Annotated in this window: 12 protein-coding genes; 5 read left to right on the forward strand and 7 right to left on the reverse strand. The window is 70.1% G+C overall.

All coding sequences use genetic code 11. The annotated features are described in order from the left end of the window. Positions 1–70: 70 nt before the first annotated feature. The 5 genes from glgB to PBV52_RS49605 all read right to left on the reverse strand — a co-directional run bounded on the left by glgB (position 71) and on the right by PBV52_RS49605 (position 7781). A complete protein-coding gene (glgB, locus tag PBV52_RS49585) occupies positions 71–2278 on the reverse strand; it encodes a 1,4-alpha-glucan branching enzyme (RefSeq protein WP_274248801.1) in 2208 nt (735 codons plus the stop codon). A 4-nt stretch (positions 2279–2282) separates the two neighbouring features. Next, positions 2283–3644 (reverse strand): maltokinase, encoded by a 1362-nt coding sequence (locus tag PBV52_RS49590; protein ID WP_274248804.1) that lies wholly within the window; start codon positions 3642–3644, stop codon positions 2283–2285. 41 nt (positions 3645–3685) lie between these two features. Further along, entirely contained in the window at positions 3686–5404 is a 1719-nt protein-coding gene (treS, locus tag PBV52_RS49595; protein ID WP_274248806.1) for a maltose alpha-D-glucosyltransferase, read from the reverse strand. Next, positions 5401–7416 (reverse strand): alpha-1,4-glucan--maltose-1-phosphate maltosyltransferase, encoded by a 2016-nt coding sequence (locus PBV52_RS49600; protein ID WP_274248807.1) that lies wholly within the window; start codon positions 7414–7416, stop codon positions 5401–5403. The genes treS and PBV52_RS49600 overlap by 4 nt, the downstream gene beginning before the upstream one ends. A gap of 65 nt (positions 7417–7481) precedes the next feature. Beyond that, the gene (locus PBV52_RS49605; RefSeq protein WP_274248809.1) at positions 7482–7781 is read right to left on the reverse strand and encodes a DUF5133 domain-containing protein; all 300 of its coding nucleotides are present in this window, start codon (positions 7779–7781) and stop codon (positions 7482–7484) included. Between the two features lie 296 nt (positions 7782–8077). On the opposite strand from PBV52_RS49605, the gene PBV52_RS49610 reads away from it, so the two are divergent. Continuing rightward, on the forward strand, positions 8078–8590 hold the full coding sequence (locus PBV52_RS49610) for a pep a2 (RefSeq protein ID WP_274248811.1): 513 nt from the start codon (positions 8078–8080) through the stop codon (positions 8588–8590). Continuing rightward, a complete protein-coding gene (gene glgX, locus PBV52_RS49615) occupies positions 8587–10731 on the forward strand; it encodes a glycogen debranching protein GlgX (protein ID WP_274248812.1) in 2145 nt (714 codons plus the stop codon). Before PBV52_RS49610 ends, glgX begins: the two co-directional genes overlap by 4 nt. A gap of 61 nt (positions 10732–10792) precedes the next feature. Here the strand turns inward: glgX and PBV52_RS49620 are convergent, their stop codons facing one another. Next, complete coding sequence (locus PBV52_RS49620; protein WP_274248814.1) at positions 10793–11596, reverse strand: VOC family protein; 804 nt, start codon at positions 11594–11596, stop codon at positions 10793–10795. Positions 11597–11765: 169 nt separating this feature from the next. Here PBV52_RS49620 and PBV52_RS49625 point away from each other — a divergent pair, with 169 nt between their 5' ends. Further along, the gene (locus PBV52_RS49625) at positions 11766–12098 is read left to right on the forward strand and encodes an ANTAR domain-containing protein (protein WP_274248815.1); all 333 of its coding nucleotides are present in this window, start codon (positions 11766–11768) and stop codon (positions 12096–12098) included. A 15-nt stretch (positions 12099–12113) separates the two neighbouring features. On the opposite strand, the gene PBV52_RS49630 is transcribed toward PBV52_RS49625, so the two are convergent. Beyond that, positions 12114–12905, reverse strand: coding sequence for an RNA polymerase sigma factor SigF (locus PBV52_RS49630; RefSeq protein WP_274248817.1), 792 nt, complete (start codon positions 12903–12905; stop codon positions 12114–12116). A 361-nt stretch (positions 12906–13266) separates the two neighbouring features. On the opposite strand from PBV52_RS49630, the gene PBV52_RS49635 reads away from it, so the two are divergent. Further along, positions 13267–13638, forward strand: coding sequence for a MarR family winged helix-turn-helix transcriptional regulator (locus PBV52_RS49635; protein WP_373922052.1), 372 nt, complete (start codon positions 13267–13269; stop codon positions 13636–13638). An 85-nt stretch (positions 13639–13723) separates the two neighbouring features. Beyond that, on the forward strand, positions 13724–14116 hold the full coding sequence (locus tag PBV52_RS49640) for a hypothetical protein (protein ID WP_373922053.1): 393 nt from the start codon (positions 13724–13726) through the stop codon (positions 14114–14116). Positions 14117–14126 lie beyond the last annotated feature (10 nt).

Raw genomic sequence — 14126 nt, forward strand, 5'->3', positions numbered from 1 at the left:
CCAGCTGCGAGCGGACGGTGCCCGGAACTGACAATTGACCCCGTTTGGTGATCTCGGCTCAGCGGGTGGATCAGGGCGACAACCACACCGTCGCGAGCGGAGGAAGCGTGAGCCGAATGTGCCCGTCCTCCGGCTTGAGGGGGTCGGGGTTGGTGACGTCGCTGCCGCCGTAGTGCGCGGCGTCGGTGTTGAGGGTCTCCTGCCAGGCGTCGATGTGGTCCGGCACCCAGAGGCGGTAGTCGTGACGGACGACGGGGGAGAAGTTGGAGACGGCGAGCAGGACGTCGCCGTCGGCGCCGAACCGGAGGAAGGCGAAGACGTTGTCCTCGGCGGCGTCGCCGAGCACCCATTGGAAGCCGGCGGGGTCGGTGTCCCGCTCCCACAGGGCAGGCGTCGCCCGGTAGAAGGTGTTGAGGTCACGGACCAGCTCCTGCACGCCCCGATGGTCACCCGCGGACGCGTACCCGGGATCCAGCAGCCACCACTCGGGGCCGTGCGCCTGCGACCACTCCGCGCCCTGCGCGAACTCCTGGCCCATGAAGAGGAGCTGCTTGCCGGGGTGGGCCCACATGTAGGCCAGGTACGCCCGGTGGTTGGCGCGTCGCTGCCACCAGTCACCGGGCATCTTGGAGACCAGCGCCTGCTTGCCGTGCACCACCTCGTCGTGGGAGATGGGCAGGACGTAGTTCTCGCTGTAGGCGTACACCATCGAGAAGGTCATCTCGTTGTGGTGGTACTTGCGGTGCACCGGCTCCTTGGCGATGTACTGCAGCGAGTCGTGCATCCAGCCCATGTTCCACTTCAGCCCGAACCCCAGCCCGCCGCTGTCGGTCGGCCGGGTCACCCCGCCCCAGGCGGTCGACTCCTCCGCGATCGTGACGACTCCCGGGTTGCGCCGGTACACGGTCGCGTTCATCTCCTGCAGGAACGCCATCGCGTCCAGGTCCTCCCGGCCGCCGAAGACGTTCGGCGCCCACTGCCCGGAGTCCCGCGAGTAGTCGAGGTAGAGCATGGAGGCGACGGCGTCCACCCGGAGCCCGTCGATGTGGAACTCCTCGCACCAGTAGGTGGCGTTGGCGACGAGGAAGTTGCGCACCTCGGTACGTCCGTAGTCGAACTCGAACGTCCCCCAGTCCGGATGCTCGGCACGCCGCGAGTCTCCGGGCTCGTACAGCGGGTCCCCGTCGAACCGGGCCAGCGCCCAGTCGTCCTTGGGGAAATGGGCCGGCACCCAGTCCACGATCACGCCGATGCCGGCCTGGTGCAGGGCGTCCACCAGGTACTTGAAGTCGTCGGGCGTCCCGAGCCGCGCGGTCGGCGCGTAGAAACCGGTGACCTGATAGCCCCAGGACCCGGCGAAGGGGTGCTGCGCGACCGGCATGAACTCGACATGGGTGAAACCGAGGTCGCGGACGTACGCGGGCAGTTCCTCGGCGAGCCCGCGGTACGTCAGACCCGGCCGCCACGACGGGAGGTGAACCTCGTACACCGAGAAGGGGGCCTGGTGCACCGGGACGTCACCCCGGTGCGCCATCCACCTCTCGTCGCCCCACTCGTAGTGCGAGGCGTGCACGATCGACGCCGTGTCGGGCGGGACCTCCGCGCAGCGCGCCATCGGGTCGGCCTTGAGGAAGCGGTGGCCGTACCGTGAGGTGATCTCGAACTTGTACCGGGTGCCCTCGCCGATGCCCGGCAGGAACAGCTCCCACACCCCGGACGCACCGAGGGACCGCATGGGGAACGCTGTCCCGTCCCAGCAGGTGAAGTCCCCGGCGACCCGCACGCCCCGCGCGTTGGGCGCCCAGACCGTGAAGCGGGTGCCGGTCACGCCCTGGTGGGTCATCGGCTCGGCGCCGAGCGCCTTCCACAGCTCCTCGTGCCGGCCCTCGCGGATGAGGTGGAGGTCGAGCTCGCCGAGGGCGGGCACAAAGCGGTACGGGTCGTGGACCTCGCGCTCGTCGGCCCCGCTCTCCTCGTACGAGACCAGCAGCGTGTACGCGGGGATCGCGTCCAGCGGCAGTACGCAGGAGAAGAGGCCGTCGCCCTCCGAGACGAGCGAGGTGCGCTCGCCGTCGACCACGGCGCTCACCGCACGCGCGAACGGGCGCAGTGCCCGCACGGCGATCCCGCCCGGGACGGGATGCGCGCCGAGCAGCGCGTGCGGATCGTGGTGGGCGCCCGACAGCAGGCGCTCACGGTCGGCCGGGTCCAGGGGAGGCGCGGCGGCGTGCCGGCCCGGTCCGGCCGATTCGGGGCGCGAGGTCTCGTGCAGGGCCATGGGGTCAGGCTCCTCTCACGGCGAGGCGTTCGATCGCCGCCATCGGTACGGGCAACCAGTCGGGTCGGTGCCGGGCCTCGTACAGCACCTCGTACACGGCGCGGTCGGTCTCATACGCACGCAGCAAGCCGTGCTTCTTGCGCGGGTCCCACCCGGCGAGGGCGGCATAGCCCGCGCAGTAGGCCTCCCGGCAGCGGCGCGCCCACTCCGGACGCCACGGGCGGCGCTGGCGGGCGGCGTAGTCGAAGGAGCGGAGCATGCCGGCGATGTCCCGCACCGGCGAGTGGAGGCCGCGCCGCTCGGCGAGCGGGCGGGACGGCTCGCCCTCGAAGTCGATGACGAACCATTCACGGCCGGCCCGCAGCACCTGTCCCAGGTGCAGGTCGCCGTGGATGCGCTGGGCGGGCGGCCCGGGATCGCAGCTGGCGAGGGCGCCGAAGGCGGTGCGCAGGCCGGGGACGTAGGGCTGCAGCGCGGGGACGAAGTGCGCGGCGATCTCCAGGCGCTCCGTCATCGCCGTCGCCGTACGCCCGTTCTCGCCGTGGGCCCGGGAGGGGAAGGCCGAGGCCAGCGCCAGATGCACTTCCGCCGTCGCCCGCCCCAACTGACGGGCCTCCGCGGTGAAGTCGCCACCGGAGGCCAGCGCGTCCAGCGCCAGCGTCCAGCCGTCGGAGGCGTCCCGCAGGAACGGCTGCAGCACACCGAGCGTCGCCTCCCAGGGATGCGTCGTGCGGAACCAGGCCACGGGGGCCGGTACGCGACGGCAGCCCTGCTCGGCCAGCGCGCCGGACAGCTCCAGGTCGGGGTTGACGCCCGGCTGGATGCGCCGGAAGAGCTTGAGGATGTACGTGTCGCCGTACACCAGCGAGGAGTTGGACTGCTCCGCGTCCAGCAGCCGCGGCACGAGAGCCGCCGGCACCGACACGGACGGGTCCGCCTCGAAGCGCAGCGGGCCGGCCGCGCCCGGATGCCGCAGCCGCTCCAGCAGCAGCTGGGCCGACCGCGGGTCCTGCAACGCGTCGAAGACCGTCAGACCGGCCAACGGCCCTTCCTCCGCACGCCCGATGAGCGCCCGGCCGAGCCGCGGTGACAGATGCTGCCGTACGCCGAGCAGCAGCTGGTAGCAGTCACCGGCCGGGGGCGCACCACCGGGGGCGGGGACCCCCGCGTGACCGGCGTGCACCAGCAGATGCAGACAGCCCGGGAACAGCTCCGTCATGGAGAGCAGCGCCAGGTCCGTGACGGGCCGGTCCTTGCCCGCGAACCAGCGCTGCCGTGGCAGCCACTCGCGCAGCAGCCCGGCGAGCGAGGCCATGGGGCTCGCGTCGACCGTACGGCTCGGTCGGGGAGATGCGGTCTTCTGCATGGTGACCCGTCCTTTCCTCGGCACACGCTCGAAGCTCACGCTCAAAGTCGTCTGCCGATGCGGGATGCGACTCGGGAGAGCCGGAACCAGTAGAAGCCGTGGCCCCCGAGGGTCAGCAGATACGGCAGCTCACCGATGGCCGGGAAGCGGACCCCGCCGAACAGCTCGACCGGGTGGCGTCCGCTGAACTCGCGCAGGTCGAGCTCGGTGGGCTGCGCGAACCGCGCGAAGTTGTTCACGCACAGCACGAGGTCGTCCTCGTATTCGCGCAGGAAGGCGAGCACCGCCGGGTTGGAGGACTGGAGTTCCGTGTAGGAGCCGAGTCCGAAGGCCGGGTTCTGCTTGCGGATCTCGATCATGCGGCGGGTCCAGTGCAGGAGCGAGGACGGGGAGGCCATGGAGGCCTCGACGTTCGTCACCTGGTAGCCGTAGACGGGGTCCATGATCGTGGGAAGGCAGAGGCGTCCCGGGTCACAGGAGGAGAAGCCGGCGTTGCGGTCCGGGGTCCACTGCATCGGTGTGCGGACGGCGTCGCGGTCGCCGAGCCAGATGTTGTCGCCCATGCCGATCTCGTCGCCGTAGTAGAGGATCGGGCTGCCCGGCAGGGCGAGCAGCAGGGCGGTGAACAGCTCGATCGAATGACGGTCGTTGTCGAGGAGCGGGGCGAGCCGCCTGCGGATGCCGATGTTGGCGCGCATGCGGGGGTCCTTGGCGTATTCCGCCCACATGTAGTCGCGCTCTTCGTCGGTGACCATTTCGAGGGTCAGCTCGTCGTGGTTGCGCAGGAAGATGCCCCACTGGCAGCCGGAGGGGATGGCCGGGGTCTTGGCGAGGATTTCCGAGACCGGGTAGCGGGATTCCCGCCGTACGGCCATGAAGATCCTGGGCATGACGGGGAAGTGGAAGGCCATGTGGCACTCGTCGCCACCGTTTTGGAAGTCGCCGAAGTAATCGACGACGTCTTCAGGCCACTGGTTCGCTTCGGCCAGCAGCACGGTGTCCGGATACATCGCGTCGATCTCACGGCGGACACGCCTGAGGAACTCATGGGTCGCGGGAAGGTTCTCGCAGTTCGTGCCCTCCTCCGCGTACAGATAGGGCACCGCGTCCAGCCGGAATCCGTCGATTCCCAGGTCCAGCCAGAAGCGGAGGGCGGCCAGGATCTCCTCCTGCACGGCCGGACTCTCGTAGTTCAGGTCGGGTTGGTGGGAGAAGAAGCGGTGGAAGAAGTACTGGCCTCGGACCGGGTCGTACGTCCAGTTGGAGGCTTCGGTGTCGACGAAGATGATGCGGGCGTCGGCGTACTGCTTGTCGTCGTCGGCCCACATGTAGTAGTCGCCGTAGGGGCCGTCGGGGTCTTTCCTCGATTCCTGGAACCACGGGTGCTGGTCGCTGGTGTGGTTCATGACGAAGTCGATGATGACCCGCATGCCGCGCTGATGGGCGGAGTCGACGAATTCGACGAAGTCGGCGAGGTCACCGAATTCGGGCAGGACGGCAGTGTAGTCGGAGACGTCGTAGCCGCCGTCCCTGAGCGGTGATTTGAAGAAGGGCGGCAGCCACAGGCAGTCGACGCCGAGCCATTGCAGGTAGTCGAGTTTGGCGGTAAGGCCTTTGAGGTCGCCGACGCCGTCGCCGTTGCTGTCCTGGAAGGAGCGGACCAGGACCTCGTAGAAGACGGCGCGCTTGAACCAATCCGGGTCACGATCCTTGGCAGGCGTGTCCTCGAAGGTGTCCAGCACGGGCTCGTTGACGGTCATGACGCGGGGGACCCTCCGATCTGCGGTGCTGATGCCTGGACGTGGAGCACGTGCGCGGGCGCCCTGCCGGGCTCCAGACGTACGTAGTTGGTCCTGCCCCAGCGATAGGTCTCACCCGTCAGTTCGTCGTGCACGGACAGGGAGGCATCCCAGTCCAGGCCGAGTTGCGGCATGTCCAACGAGACCGTGGCCTCCTGGGTGTGGTGAGGATCAAGGTTGGCGATCACCAGAACGGTGTCCGGGCCCGTGCGTTTGCTGTACGCGATGAGCGCGTCGTTGTCGGTCCGGTGGAAGCGGAGGTTCCGTAGCCGGTGGAGGGCGGGGTGGCTTCTTCGGACCGCGTTGAGCTGGGTGATCAGGGGGGCGATGGTGCGGCCCTCGCGTGCGGCGGCTTCCCAGTCGCGGCGCCGTAGCTGGTACTTCTCCGAGTGGAGGTATTCCTCGCTGCCGTTGCGCAGGGGGGTGTTCTCGCACAGTTCGTAGCCGCTGTAGATGCCCCAGGTGGGGGAGAGGGTGGCGGCCAGTACGGCGCGCAGCTCGAAGGCGGGGCGGCCGCCGTGCTGGAGGAACTCGTGCAGGATGTCGGGGGTGTTGGCGAAGAAGTTCGGCCGCATGTAGGAGGCCGCCTCGCCGGAGAGTTCGGTGAGGTACTCGGTGAGTTCCTGCTTGGTGTTGCGCCAGGTGAAGTAGGTGTAGGACTGCTGGAAGCCGATCTGGGCGAGGGTGTGCATCATCGCCGGGCGGGTGAATGCCTCGGCCAGGAAGATCACGTCCGGGTCGGTGCGGTTGATGTCGGCGATGACCTGCTGCCAGAACACGACCGGTTTGGTGTGCGGGTTGTCCACGCGGAAGATCCGCACGCCGTGGGCCATCCAGTGCCGCAGGACGCGCAGGGTCTCGGTGATCAGGCCGTCCAGGTCGGCGTCGAAGGCGAGGGGGTAGATGTCCTGGTACTTCTTCGGCGGGTTCTCGGCGTAGGCGATGGTGCCGTCGGGGCGGTGGTGGAACCACTCGGGGTGTTTGTGCACCCAGGGGTGGTCGGGGGAGCACTGCAGGGCGAAGTCGAGGGCGATCTCCAGGCCCAGTTCGCCCGCCCGGGCCACGAAGTGGTCGAAGTCCTCGATCGTGCCCAGGTCGGGGTGGATCGCGTCGTGGCCGCCCTCGGGGGAGCCGATCGCCCAGGGCACGCCGACGTCCTCGGGGCCGGCGGAGAGGGTGTTGTTCGGGCCTTTGCGGAAGGTCGTGCCGATGGGGTGGATGGGCGGCAGGTAGACCACGTCGAAGCCCATCGCGGCGATCGCCGGCAGCCGGCGCGCGGCGGTGCGGAAGGTGCCGTGGGGCCGCTGCGGTGTGCCTTCGGAGCGGGGGAAGAACTCGTACCAGGAGCCGTACAGGGCCCTCTCGCGCTCCACCAGCAGCGGCAGCGGATCCGTCACCGTGACCAGATCCCGCAACGGATACCGCCCCAACACCGCATCCACGTTCGCCGCGAACGCCGCCTCCAGCCGTGACACGGGCGGCAGCGAGTCGTCCCGCAACGCCTCCGCGGCGGCCCGCACGGTCGCCCGCCCCGCGTCGTCGGGGACCGCGGCCGCCGCACGCTCGTACAGTTCGCCGCCCTCCTCCAGGACGAGCCCGACGTCGATGCCGGCCGGGACCTTGATCCGGGCGGTGTGGCGCCACGTGGCCACCGGATCGCTCCAGGCCTCCACCTGGAAGGTCCAGTGCCCCTCCGAGGCCGGCGTCACCTTGGCGCCCCAGCGGTCGCTTCCCGGGGTCAGCTCGTGCATCGGCGTCCACGGTCCGGGACGGCCGTCGGGATCGGTCAGCACGACATTGGCGGCCACGGCGTCATGGCCCTCGCGGAACACGGTGGCGGTGACCTCGAAGGTCTCTCCCGCGACCGCCTTCGCCGGATGCCTGCCGCACTCCACGGCCGGCTGTACGTCCCGTACCGGGATGCGGCCGATCGTCCCGGTTCTGGTCCCGGTCTTCGTCTTGGTCCTGCCCATGGTTCACCTCCGCCGTGCTCGAGGCCGGGCACCAGGCCCGGCCGGGGGTCGAAGCTGCGCCGGAACTACCTTCCGGCAAGGAAGCGCCACCGCCGTGATCTCGGTGGGCCCCGCCGGGTGGCGGTCAGGTGGGGCCGCTCGTTCTGCTCCCGGAGGTAGGCCGCCAGGGTGATGCGCAGATAGCGCTCGGCCGCGTCCGCGGCCTCGCGCGCGCAGCGCTTTCCCATCAGCACGCACAGGGTGTACCCGGCGTCCTCGAAAGTGGCGCGCACCGTGTGGTCGGCAGGGGCCGCGAGCATGGCGCGTTCCCAGGCCCGATATCGCCGCAGTTGCCGAGCGACTTCGGCTTTGGCCGGTAGCAGCATGGCGCCGTTCACCTTCCGGGCTGCTCGATGACGCGTCTCCCGACCGTCGGGCGGCACCCGTGCGCGCACACACGGGTTCCGTTACGGGCATCGAGGTCTTCACACATGGTGCACGGCCGACGACTCAGCGTCTTGTTGGAGCTTCAACCACCCCAGGTGTTTCCTCCTGTTGCACGAATGGCGTACCACCCCCACCCTGGAGTGACTCAGAAGCGATCAGTGCTCACGCTCCGTGCTCGGGGCCCGTCCCGCAGGGGCGAGGAGAGCGGGAGCTTCGCGGTGAGGAGGTAACGACGGTGAAGACCGCAGTGCCCTGCTACTACCACCTCGACGTGGAAGTCAGCCCCGAACGGGTGGGACAGGTCAGCCGAATTCTGGCCGCTCACCTCCGGTACTGGGACCTGGAGACACTTGTCGAGCCCGTCCGCCACGGCACGGAGATGCTGCTGCGGGCCATCGACGAGCACGCGAAGGACAAGAACACCTCGATCGAGATGTGGTGGAACGGCCAGCACCTCATCACCGCCATCGGCGACAACGACCGTGCCCTGCGCCCGGACCACGAACTGCGCGCCTGCCTGCAGCACCTCGCCGCGATGAGCGACGGCTGGGGCTGCTGCGCCACCGAGACCGGCAGCAAGATCATCTGGTTCTCGCAGCGCGCCCGCGCCGGCGAACGTGCCCCGCTCGTGCCGACGGCGCCCGCACCCCACCTGCGCGAGGCGCTTCAGGTGCCCCGCGAGGTGCCCGTCACCGCCGTGGCCGACGCGGCGGGCATCCGGGACGTCGTCCTGGAGGAGGCCCGGTGACCGTGCGACGACGTGGCAAAGGGGTGCCGGCCTGGAGCGGGCACCCCTACCCGCTGGGAGCCGTCTTCGACGGACAGGGCACGAACTTCGCCCTGTTCAGCGAAGTCGCCGAACGCGTCGAGCTCGTCCTCGTCGACGACAAGGACCGGCACAACGCCGTCGAGCTGACCGAGGTCGACGGCTTCGTGTGGCACGGCTATCTGCCCGGCGTCGGGCCGGGACAGCGCTACGGCTACCGGGTCCACGGCCCCTGGGACCCGGGCCTGGGCCACCGGTGCAATCCGGCGAAGCTGCTGCTCGACCCGTACAGCCGGGCGGTGGACGGCCGGGTGGACAACCACGCCTCCCTCTTCGAGCGCACCCCCGGCTCCCCGTCCCCGGCCGACAGCGCCGGGCACACCATGCTCGGCGTGGTGACCGACCCGCACTTCGACTGGGGCGACGACCGCCCGCTGGGGCGACCGTACGCCGACACCGTCATCTACGAGGCGCACGTACGGGGCCTCACCCGCACCCACCCCGACGTCCCGCCGGAGCTGCGCGGCACCTACGCCGGACTCGCGCACCCCGCGGTCGTCGAGCACCTGACGTCCCTCGGCGTGACCGCCGTCGAGCTGATGCCGGTGCACCAGTACGTCCAGGACGGCGTGCTGCTCGACCGGGGCCTGTCCAACTACTGGGGCTACAACACGATCGGCTTCTTCGCGCCGCACGACGCCTACGCCGCCCACGGCACCCGCGGTCAGCAGGTCGACGAGTTCAAGTCGATGGTGAAGGCGCTGCACGCGGCCGGCCTCGAAGTGATCCTCGACGTGGTCTACAACCACACCGCCGAGGGCAACGAGCGCGGCCCGACCCTTTCCTTCCGCGGCATCGACAACGCCTCGTACTACCGCCTGGTGGACGGCGACTGGGCGCACTACTACGACACCACCGGCACCGGCAACAGCCTGCTGATGCGGCACCCCTACGTGCTCCAGCTGATCATGGACTCGCTGCGCTACTGGGTCACCGAGATGCACGTGGACGGGTTCCGCTTCGACCTCGCGGCCACCCTCGCCCGCCAGTTCCACGAGGTGGACCGCCTCTCGGCGTTCTTCGACCTCATCCAGCAGGACCCGGTGATCAGCCGCGTGAAGCTGATCGCGGAGCCGTGGGACGTGGGCGAGGGCGGCTACCAGGTGGGCAACTTCCCGCCCCTGTGGTCGGAGTGGAACGGCAAGTACCGCGACGTCGTACGGGACTTCTGGCGCGGCGAACCCGGTTCGCTCGGCGAGTTCGCCTCCCGGCTGACCGGCTCCTCCGACCTGTACGCGCACAGCCGGCGCCGCCCGCGCGCCAGCGTCAACTTCGTGACCGCGCACGACGGGTTCACCCTGCGCGACCTCGTCTCCTACAACGACAAGCACAACGAGGCCAACGGCGAGGGCAACCGGGACGGCGAGAGCCACAACCGCTCCTGGAACTGCGGCGTCGAGGGCGAGACCCGCGACCCGGCCGTCCTGCGACTGCGCGCCCGTCAGCAGCGCAACTTCATCGCCACGCTGCTGCTCTCGCAGGGCATCCCCATGCTCGGCCACGGCGACGAACTCGGCCGCACCCAGCGCGGCAACAACAACGCCTACTGCCAGGACAACGAGGTCTCCTGGATCGACTGGCGGCTCACCGACGACCAGCGCGGCCTCGCCGACTTCACCCGCTACGTCATCGCCCTGCGCGCCGCCCACCCCGTCCTGCGCCGCCGCCGCTTCTTCCAGGGCGAGACACCGACCCACCCCGAACAGCCGCTGCCCGACCTGGTGTGGCTGCTCCCGGACGGCCGCGAGATGACCGACGAGGACTGGCAGCGCTCCGACGCCCACTCGGTCGCCGTCTTCCTCAACGGCGACGCCATCGCCGAACCCGACTGGTGCGGCCGCCCCGTGGTGGACGACTCCTTCCTGCTGCTGCTCAACAGCTACTGGGAGCCGGTGGAATTCCAACTGCCGGATGCCACGTACGGCGACCGCTGGACGACCTTGATCGACACGGCCGAACCACAGGGCCCCCCGGACGAGGCGGAACACAAGGCGGGCACACGCGTCCTGGTCGAGCGCCGCAGCCTACTGCTCCTGTCGAGGCCGTCGCGGCAGCGCCCCTGAGGGGCGCGGGGCTGTATCGACATGCGGCTCCGCCGCGGGGGCACCCCCGCAGTCGCACCTTCTACCGCTGACGGCGCGAAGTCACCGTGAACTGCGCCCCATCCGGATCCCGCAGCACAGCCTCCTCGCTCCCCTTCGACAGCACGCTGCCGCCATGCAGCTCAGCCGCCCGCGCACACCCCGCCACGTCGGTGACCGCGAAGTGAACCTGCCAGTGCGGCCGGATCGTCGGATCCGGCGCGGCCTCCAGCGCACCCGACTCGATCCGCGCCACGACATCGCCGCTGCTGCGCAGCACGACCTCCCCGGCCTCGTAGCGGACCTCGCAGCAACCGGGCCGCTCCGTCGCCCAGTCGAGGACCTCGCCGTAGAACATGGCGGCGTCGAAGGCGTCGCGGGTGTGCAGGCGGATGAAGGTGGGCGCCGCGCGCCGCCAGGTCTCCCAGTTGGAGGGGAGCTCGCCCTCCCAGACGCCGAAGGTCGCGCCGTCCCGGTCGGCCAGCAGCGCCGCACGCCCGGGCGGCAGCGAGAGCGGTCCGACGGCGGACGTGCCACCGCGCTCCTGCACGCGTGCCACGGCCTCGTCCGCGCTCGGCACGGCGAAGTACGGCGTCCAGGCGACGGCCATCTGCCACATCGTGGCGACCGCCGCGACCCCGGCGACCGGGATCCCGTCCGCCAGCGCGACCCAGAAGCGGTCGCCCAGCTTGGCGGGCCGCCAGCGCCAGCCCAGTACGGCCGAGTAGAACTCGTGGGTGGCCTCGAGATCGCGGCTGGTCAGGCTCACCCAGCAGGGTGCCCCGAACACGGAGTGTGTGGACACGACGTCGGCCGTGCTCCTGGTATTTCTCGCATCGTCGTTCATGGCAGTGGCGTCCTGGTCTCGCGCGACCGGCGGCCACCGGTCTCCTCCCAGTGTCCAGCCGGATCCGCTCCGGGGCCTGTCGAGTTACCCCCGGCGTGGCGCCGAAACGGCCGAGGACCGGCCCTGCGCTTCACTGGCAGACGACCGGCGAAGCGGCGAGGATGGAGGCGTGGCACCGGTACCGCACGAACCCGCGGACGAGACCGACCGGATCCTCGAGCTGCAGGAGGAGGTCGAGCAGCTCAAGGAGGCGGTCGTCTCGCATGCCGTGGTGGACCAGGCGATCGGCATGGTCGTCGCGCTCGGCCGCGTGTCGCCGGACCAGGGGTGGGCCGTACTGAAGGACGTGTCCCAGCACACGAACATCAAGCTCCGCCAGGTCGCGGAACTGATTCTGCGCTGGGGCCGGGACGGGGAAATGCCGCCGGAGATCAGCGTCGAGCTCGAAGAGGCCCTCGAGCGGTACGGCCCGACGCAGATTCCGGGATCGGCCGAGGACTGACTCGCCCCTTCGGGTTCAACGGGCTTCCACGAGCATTTCGTCGCGCAAGTGGGCGAAGCAGCCGCTCAGCAGCCGCGAGACGTGCATCTGCGAGATGCCGAGCTGCTGCGCGATGCGGCTCTGGGTCATCCCGCCGAAGAAGCGGAGGTAGAGGATGGTCCGCTCCCGCTCCGGCAGTCGCTCCAGGCACGGCTTGACGGCCACCCGGTCCACGACCACGTCGTACGCCGGATCGGGACCGCCGAGCGCGTCCCCCAGCGCGTAGCCGTCGGTGCCGGGCATCTCCGCCTCCAGCGACAGCGCGGAGAAGCACTCCAGGGCTTCCATCCCGGTGCGCACCTCGCTCTCGCTCAGATGCGCGTGCTCGGCGATCTCGGCAATGGTGGGCGCGCGCCCGGGGGTCTGCTGCGACAGCTCCTTCGCGGAGCTCCGCACCCGGTTACGCAGGTCCTGGACCCGGCGGGGCACGTGCAGCGTCCACATGTGGTCGCGGAAGTGCCGCTTGATCTCGCCGGTGATGGTGGGCACCGCGTATGCCTCGAAGGCGTGGCCGCGGGCCGGGTCGTAGTGGTCGACGGCCTTCACCAGTCCCAGGGCGGCCACCTGGTACAGGTCCTCGAGGGACTCGCCGCGCCCTTTGAACCGGACGGCGATCCGCTCGGCCATGGGCAACCAGGCCTGCACCAGATCGTCCCTGAGCGCCTTGCGTTCCGGCCCGTCGGGCAGTTCCACGAGCCGGTCGAACGCTTCCGCGGTGTCAGGGGCGTCGTCGTGCGGGTGCTGCTTCGTTCTGGTGGTGGCACTCATCCGTGCGCACCTCCTCAGCAGGTGCTGACTGGACAGACACCGTGGGAGGCGCGGATCCGGACCTCAGGAGGACACTCCGGAGCTCGATGGGCCGGCTCCCACGGAACGTGCCTCCTGTCCGAAGCACATATGGGTGGATTCCCTCCCGAGGGGTATCTGAAACAAAGTTCGTGAATGCGACTTCGTGTCGCCGTCGGATGACGGTGTGTTTACGGAGCGGCGGGCTCGGCACTGCAGTCCCCAGGGCGCATTACCTCTGCTATAGAGCTAATCTCGCCGACATGACGCAGGAGACCTTCCCGGAGTGGCCGACGCGCTCGTCGGGGTCCAGCGGCTGATCCGGCGCAGGCTGCGGCGGGCGATGCCCGCCCCGCAGTTGCGCGGCGCCGAGGTGGAGTTGTTGCGGCTGGTCGTGGAGCGACCCGGCATCGGGATCTCGGACGCGGCCAAGGAGCTGTACCTGGCGGGCACTTCCGTGTCGACGCTGGTGAACCAGCTGGCCCGGCAGGGCTTTCTGGCTCGCGAGACAGCCCCGGCCGACCGGCGCGCCGCCCGGCTGCTGCCCACCCCCGCGGCCGAGGCCCGGCTCGGCGAGTGGCGCAAGCGGAGCGCCGATCTCGTACGACGCCAGGTGTCGCGCCTCGACGAGGCGGACCGGGAGACGCTGCTCGCGGCGGTTCCGGCACCGCGCCGGCTGGCCGGCACACTGCACGAGGAGGCGGAGCGAGCATGACGCGGCCGTCGCCGAGGCGGTGACCTGCACCGGGCTCGCCTACTCCTTCGGTGAGACCAACGCGGTCGACAGGCTCGACCTCACCGTGCGCGAGGGCGAGGTCTTCGGGCTGCTCGGTCCCAACGGCACCGCAAAGACCACGGCCGTCCACTGCATGACCACCCTCCTGCCGGTGCCGGGCCGGCATGGTCGGCGTCTTCGGTCACGACGCCGCGAACGACCGTATGGCCGTACGGCACCTGCTGGGCTACGTCCCGCAGCAGCTGTCCGCCGACGCGGGCCTCACCGGCCGCGAGAACGTCGCCCTGTTCGCCCGCGTCTTCGACGTGCCCCGCCGCGAACGCGCCGGCCGCGTCGGCCAGGCTCTGACCGCGGTCGGCCTCACCGACGCCGCCGACCGGCTCGCCGCACCTACTCCGGCGGCATGGTCCGCCGCCTCGAACTCGCCCTACCCCCAGCCACACGCCGCCTCGGCTGACCGGGACCCC

Origin of the sequence: Streptomyces sp. T12 (assembly GCF_028736035.1) — a bacterium.
Classification (GTDB): domain Bacteria; phylum Actinomycetota; class Actinomycetes; order Streptomycetales; family Streptomycetaceae; genus Streptomyces.

Bases quoted from the DNA above. Each gene is read 5' to 3' on its own strand.
- PBV52_RS49635 (WP_373922052.1), top strand. From the start codon at position 13,267: ATGCCCGCCCCGCAGTTGCGCGGCGCCGAGGTGGAGTTGTTGCGGCTG.
- treS (WP_274248806.1), bottom strand. From the start codon at position 5,404: ATGACCGTCAACGAGCCCGTGCTGGACACCTTCGAGGACACGCCTGCC.
- PBV52_RS49630 (WP_274248817.1), bottom strand. From the start codon at position 12,905: ATGAGTGCCACCACCAGAACGAAGCAGCACCCGCACGACGACGCCCCT.
- PBV52_RS49600 (WP_274248807.1), bottom strand. From the start codon at position 7,416: ATGGGCAGGACCAAGACGAAGACCGGGACCAGAACCGGGACGATCGGC.
- glgB (WP_274248801.1), bottom strand. From the start codon at position 2,278: ATGGCCCTGCACGAGACCTCGCGCCCCGAATCGGCCGGACCGGGCCGG.
- PBV52_RS49590 (WP_274248804.1), bottom strand. From the start codon at position 3,644: ATGCAGAAGACCGCATCTCCCCGACCGAGCCGTACGGTCGACGCGAGC.
- PBV52_RS49605 (WP_274248809.1), bottom strand. From the start codon at position 7,781: ATGCTGCTACCGGCCAAAGCCGAAGTCGCTCGGCAACTGCGGCGATAT.
- PBV52_RS49620 (WP_274248814.1), bottom strand. From the start codon at position 11,596: ATGAACGACGATGCGAGAAATACCAGGAGCACGGCCGACGTCGTGTCC.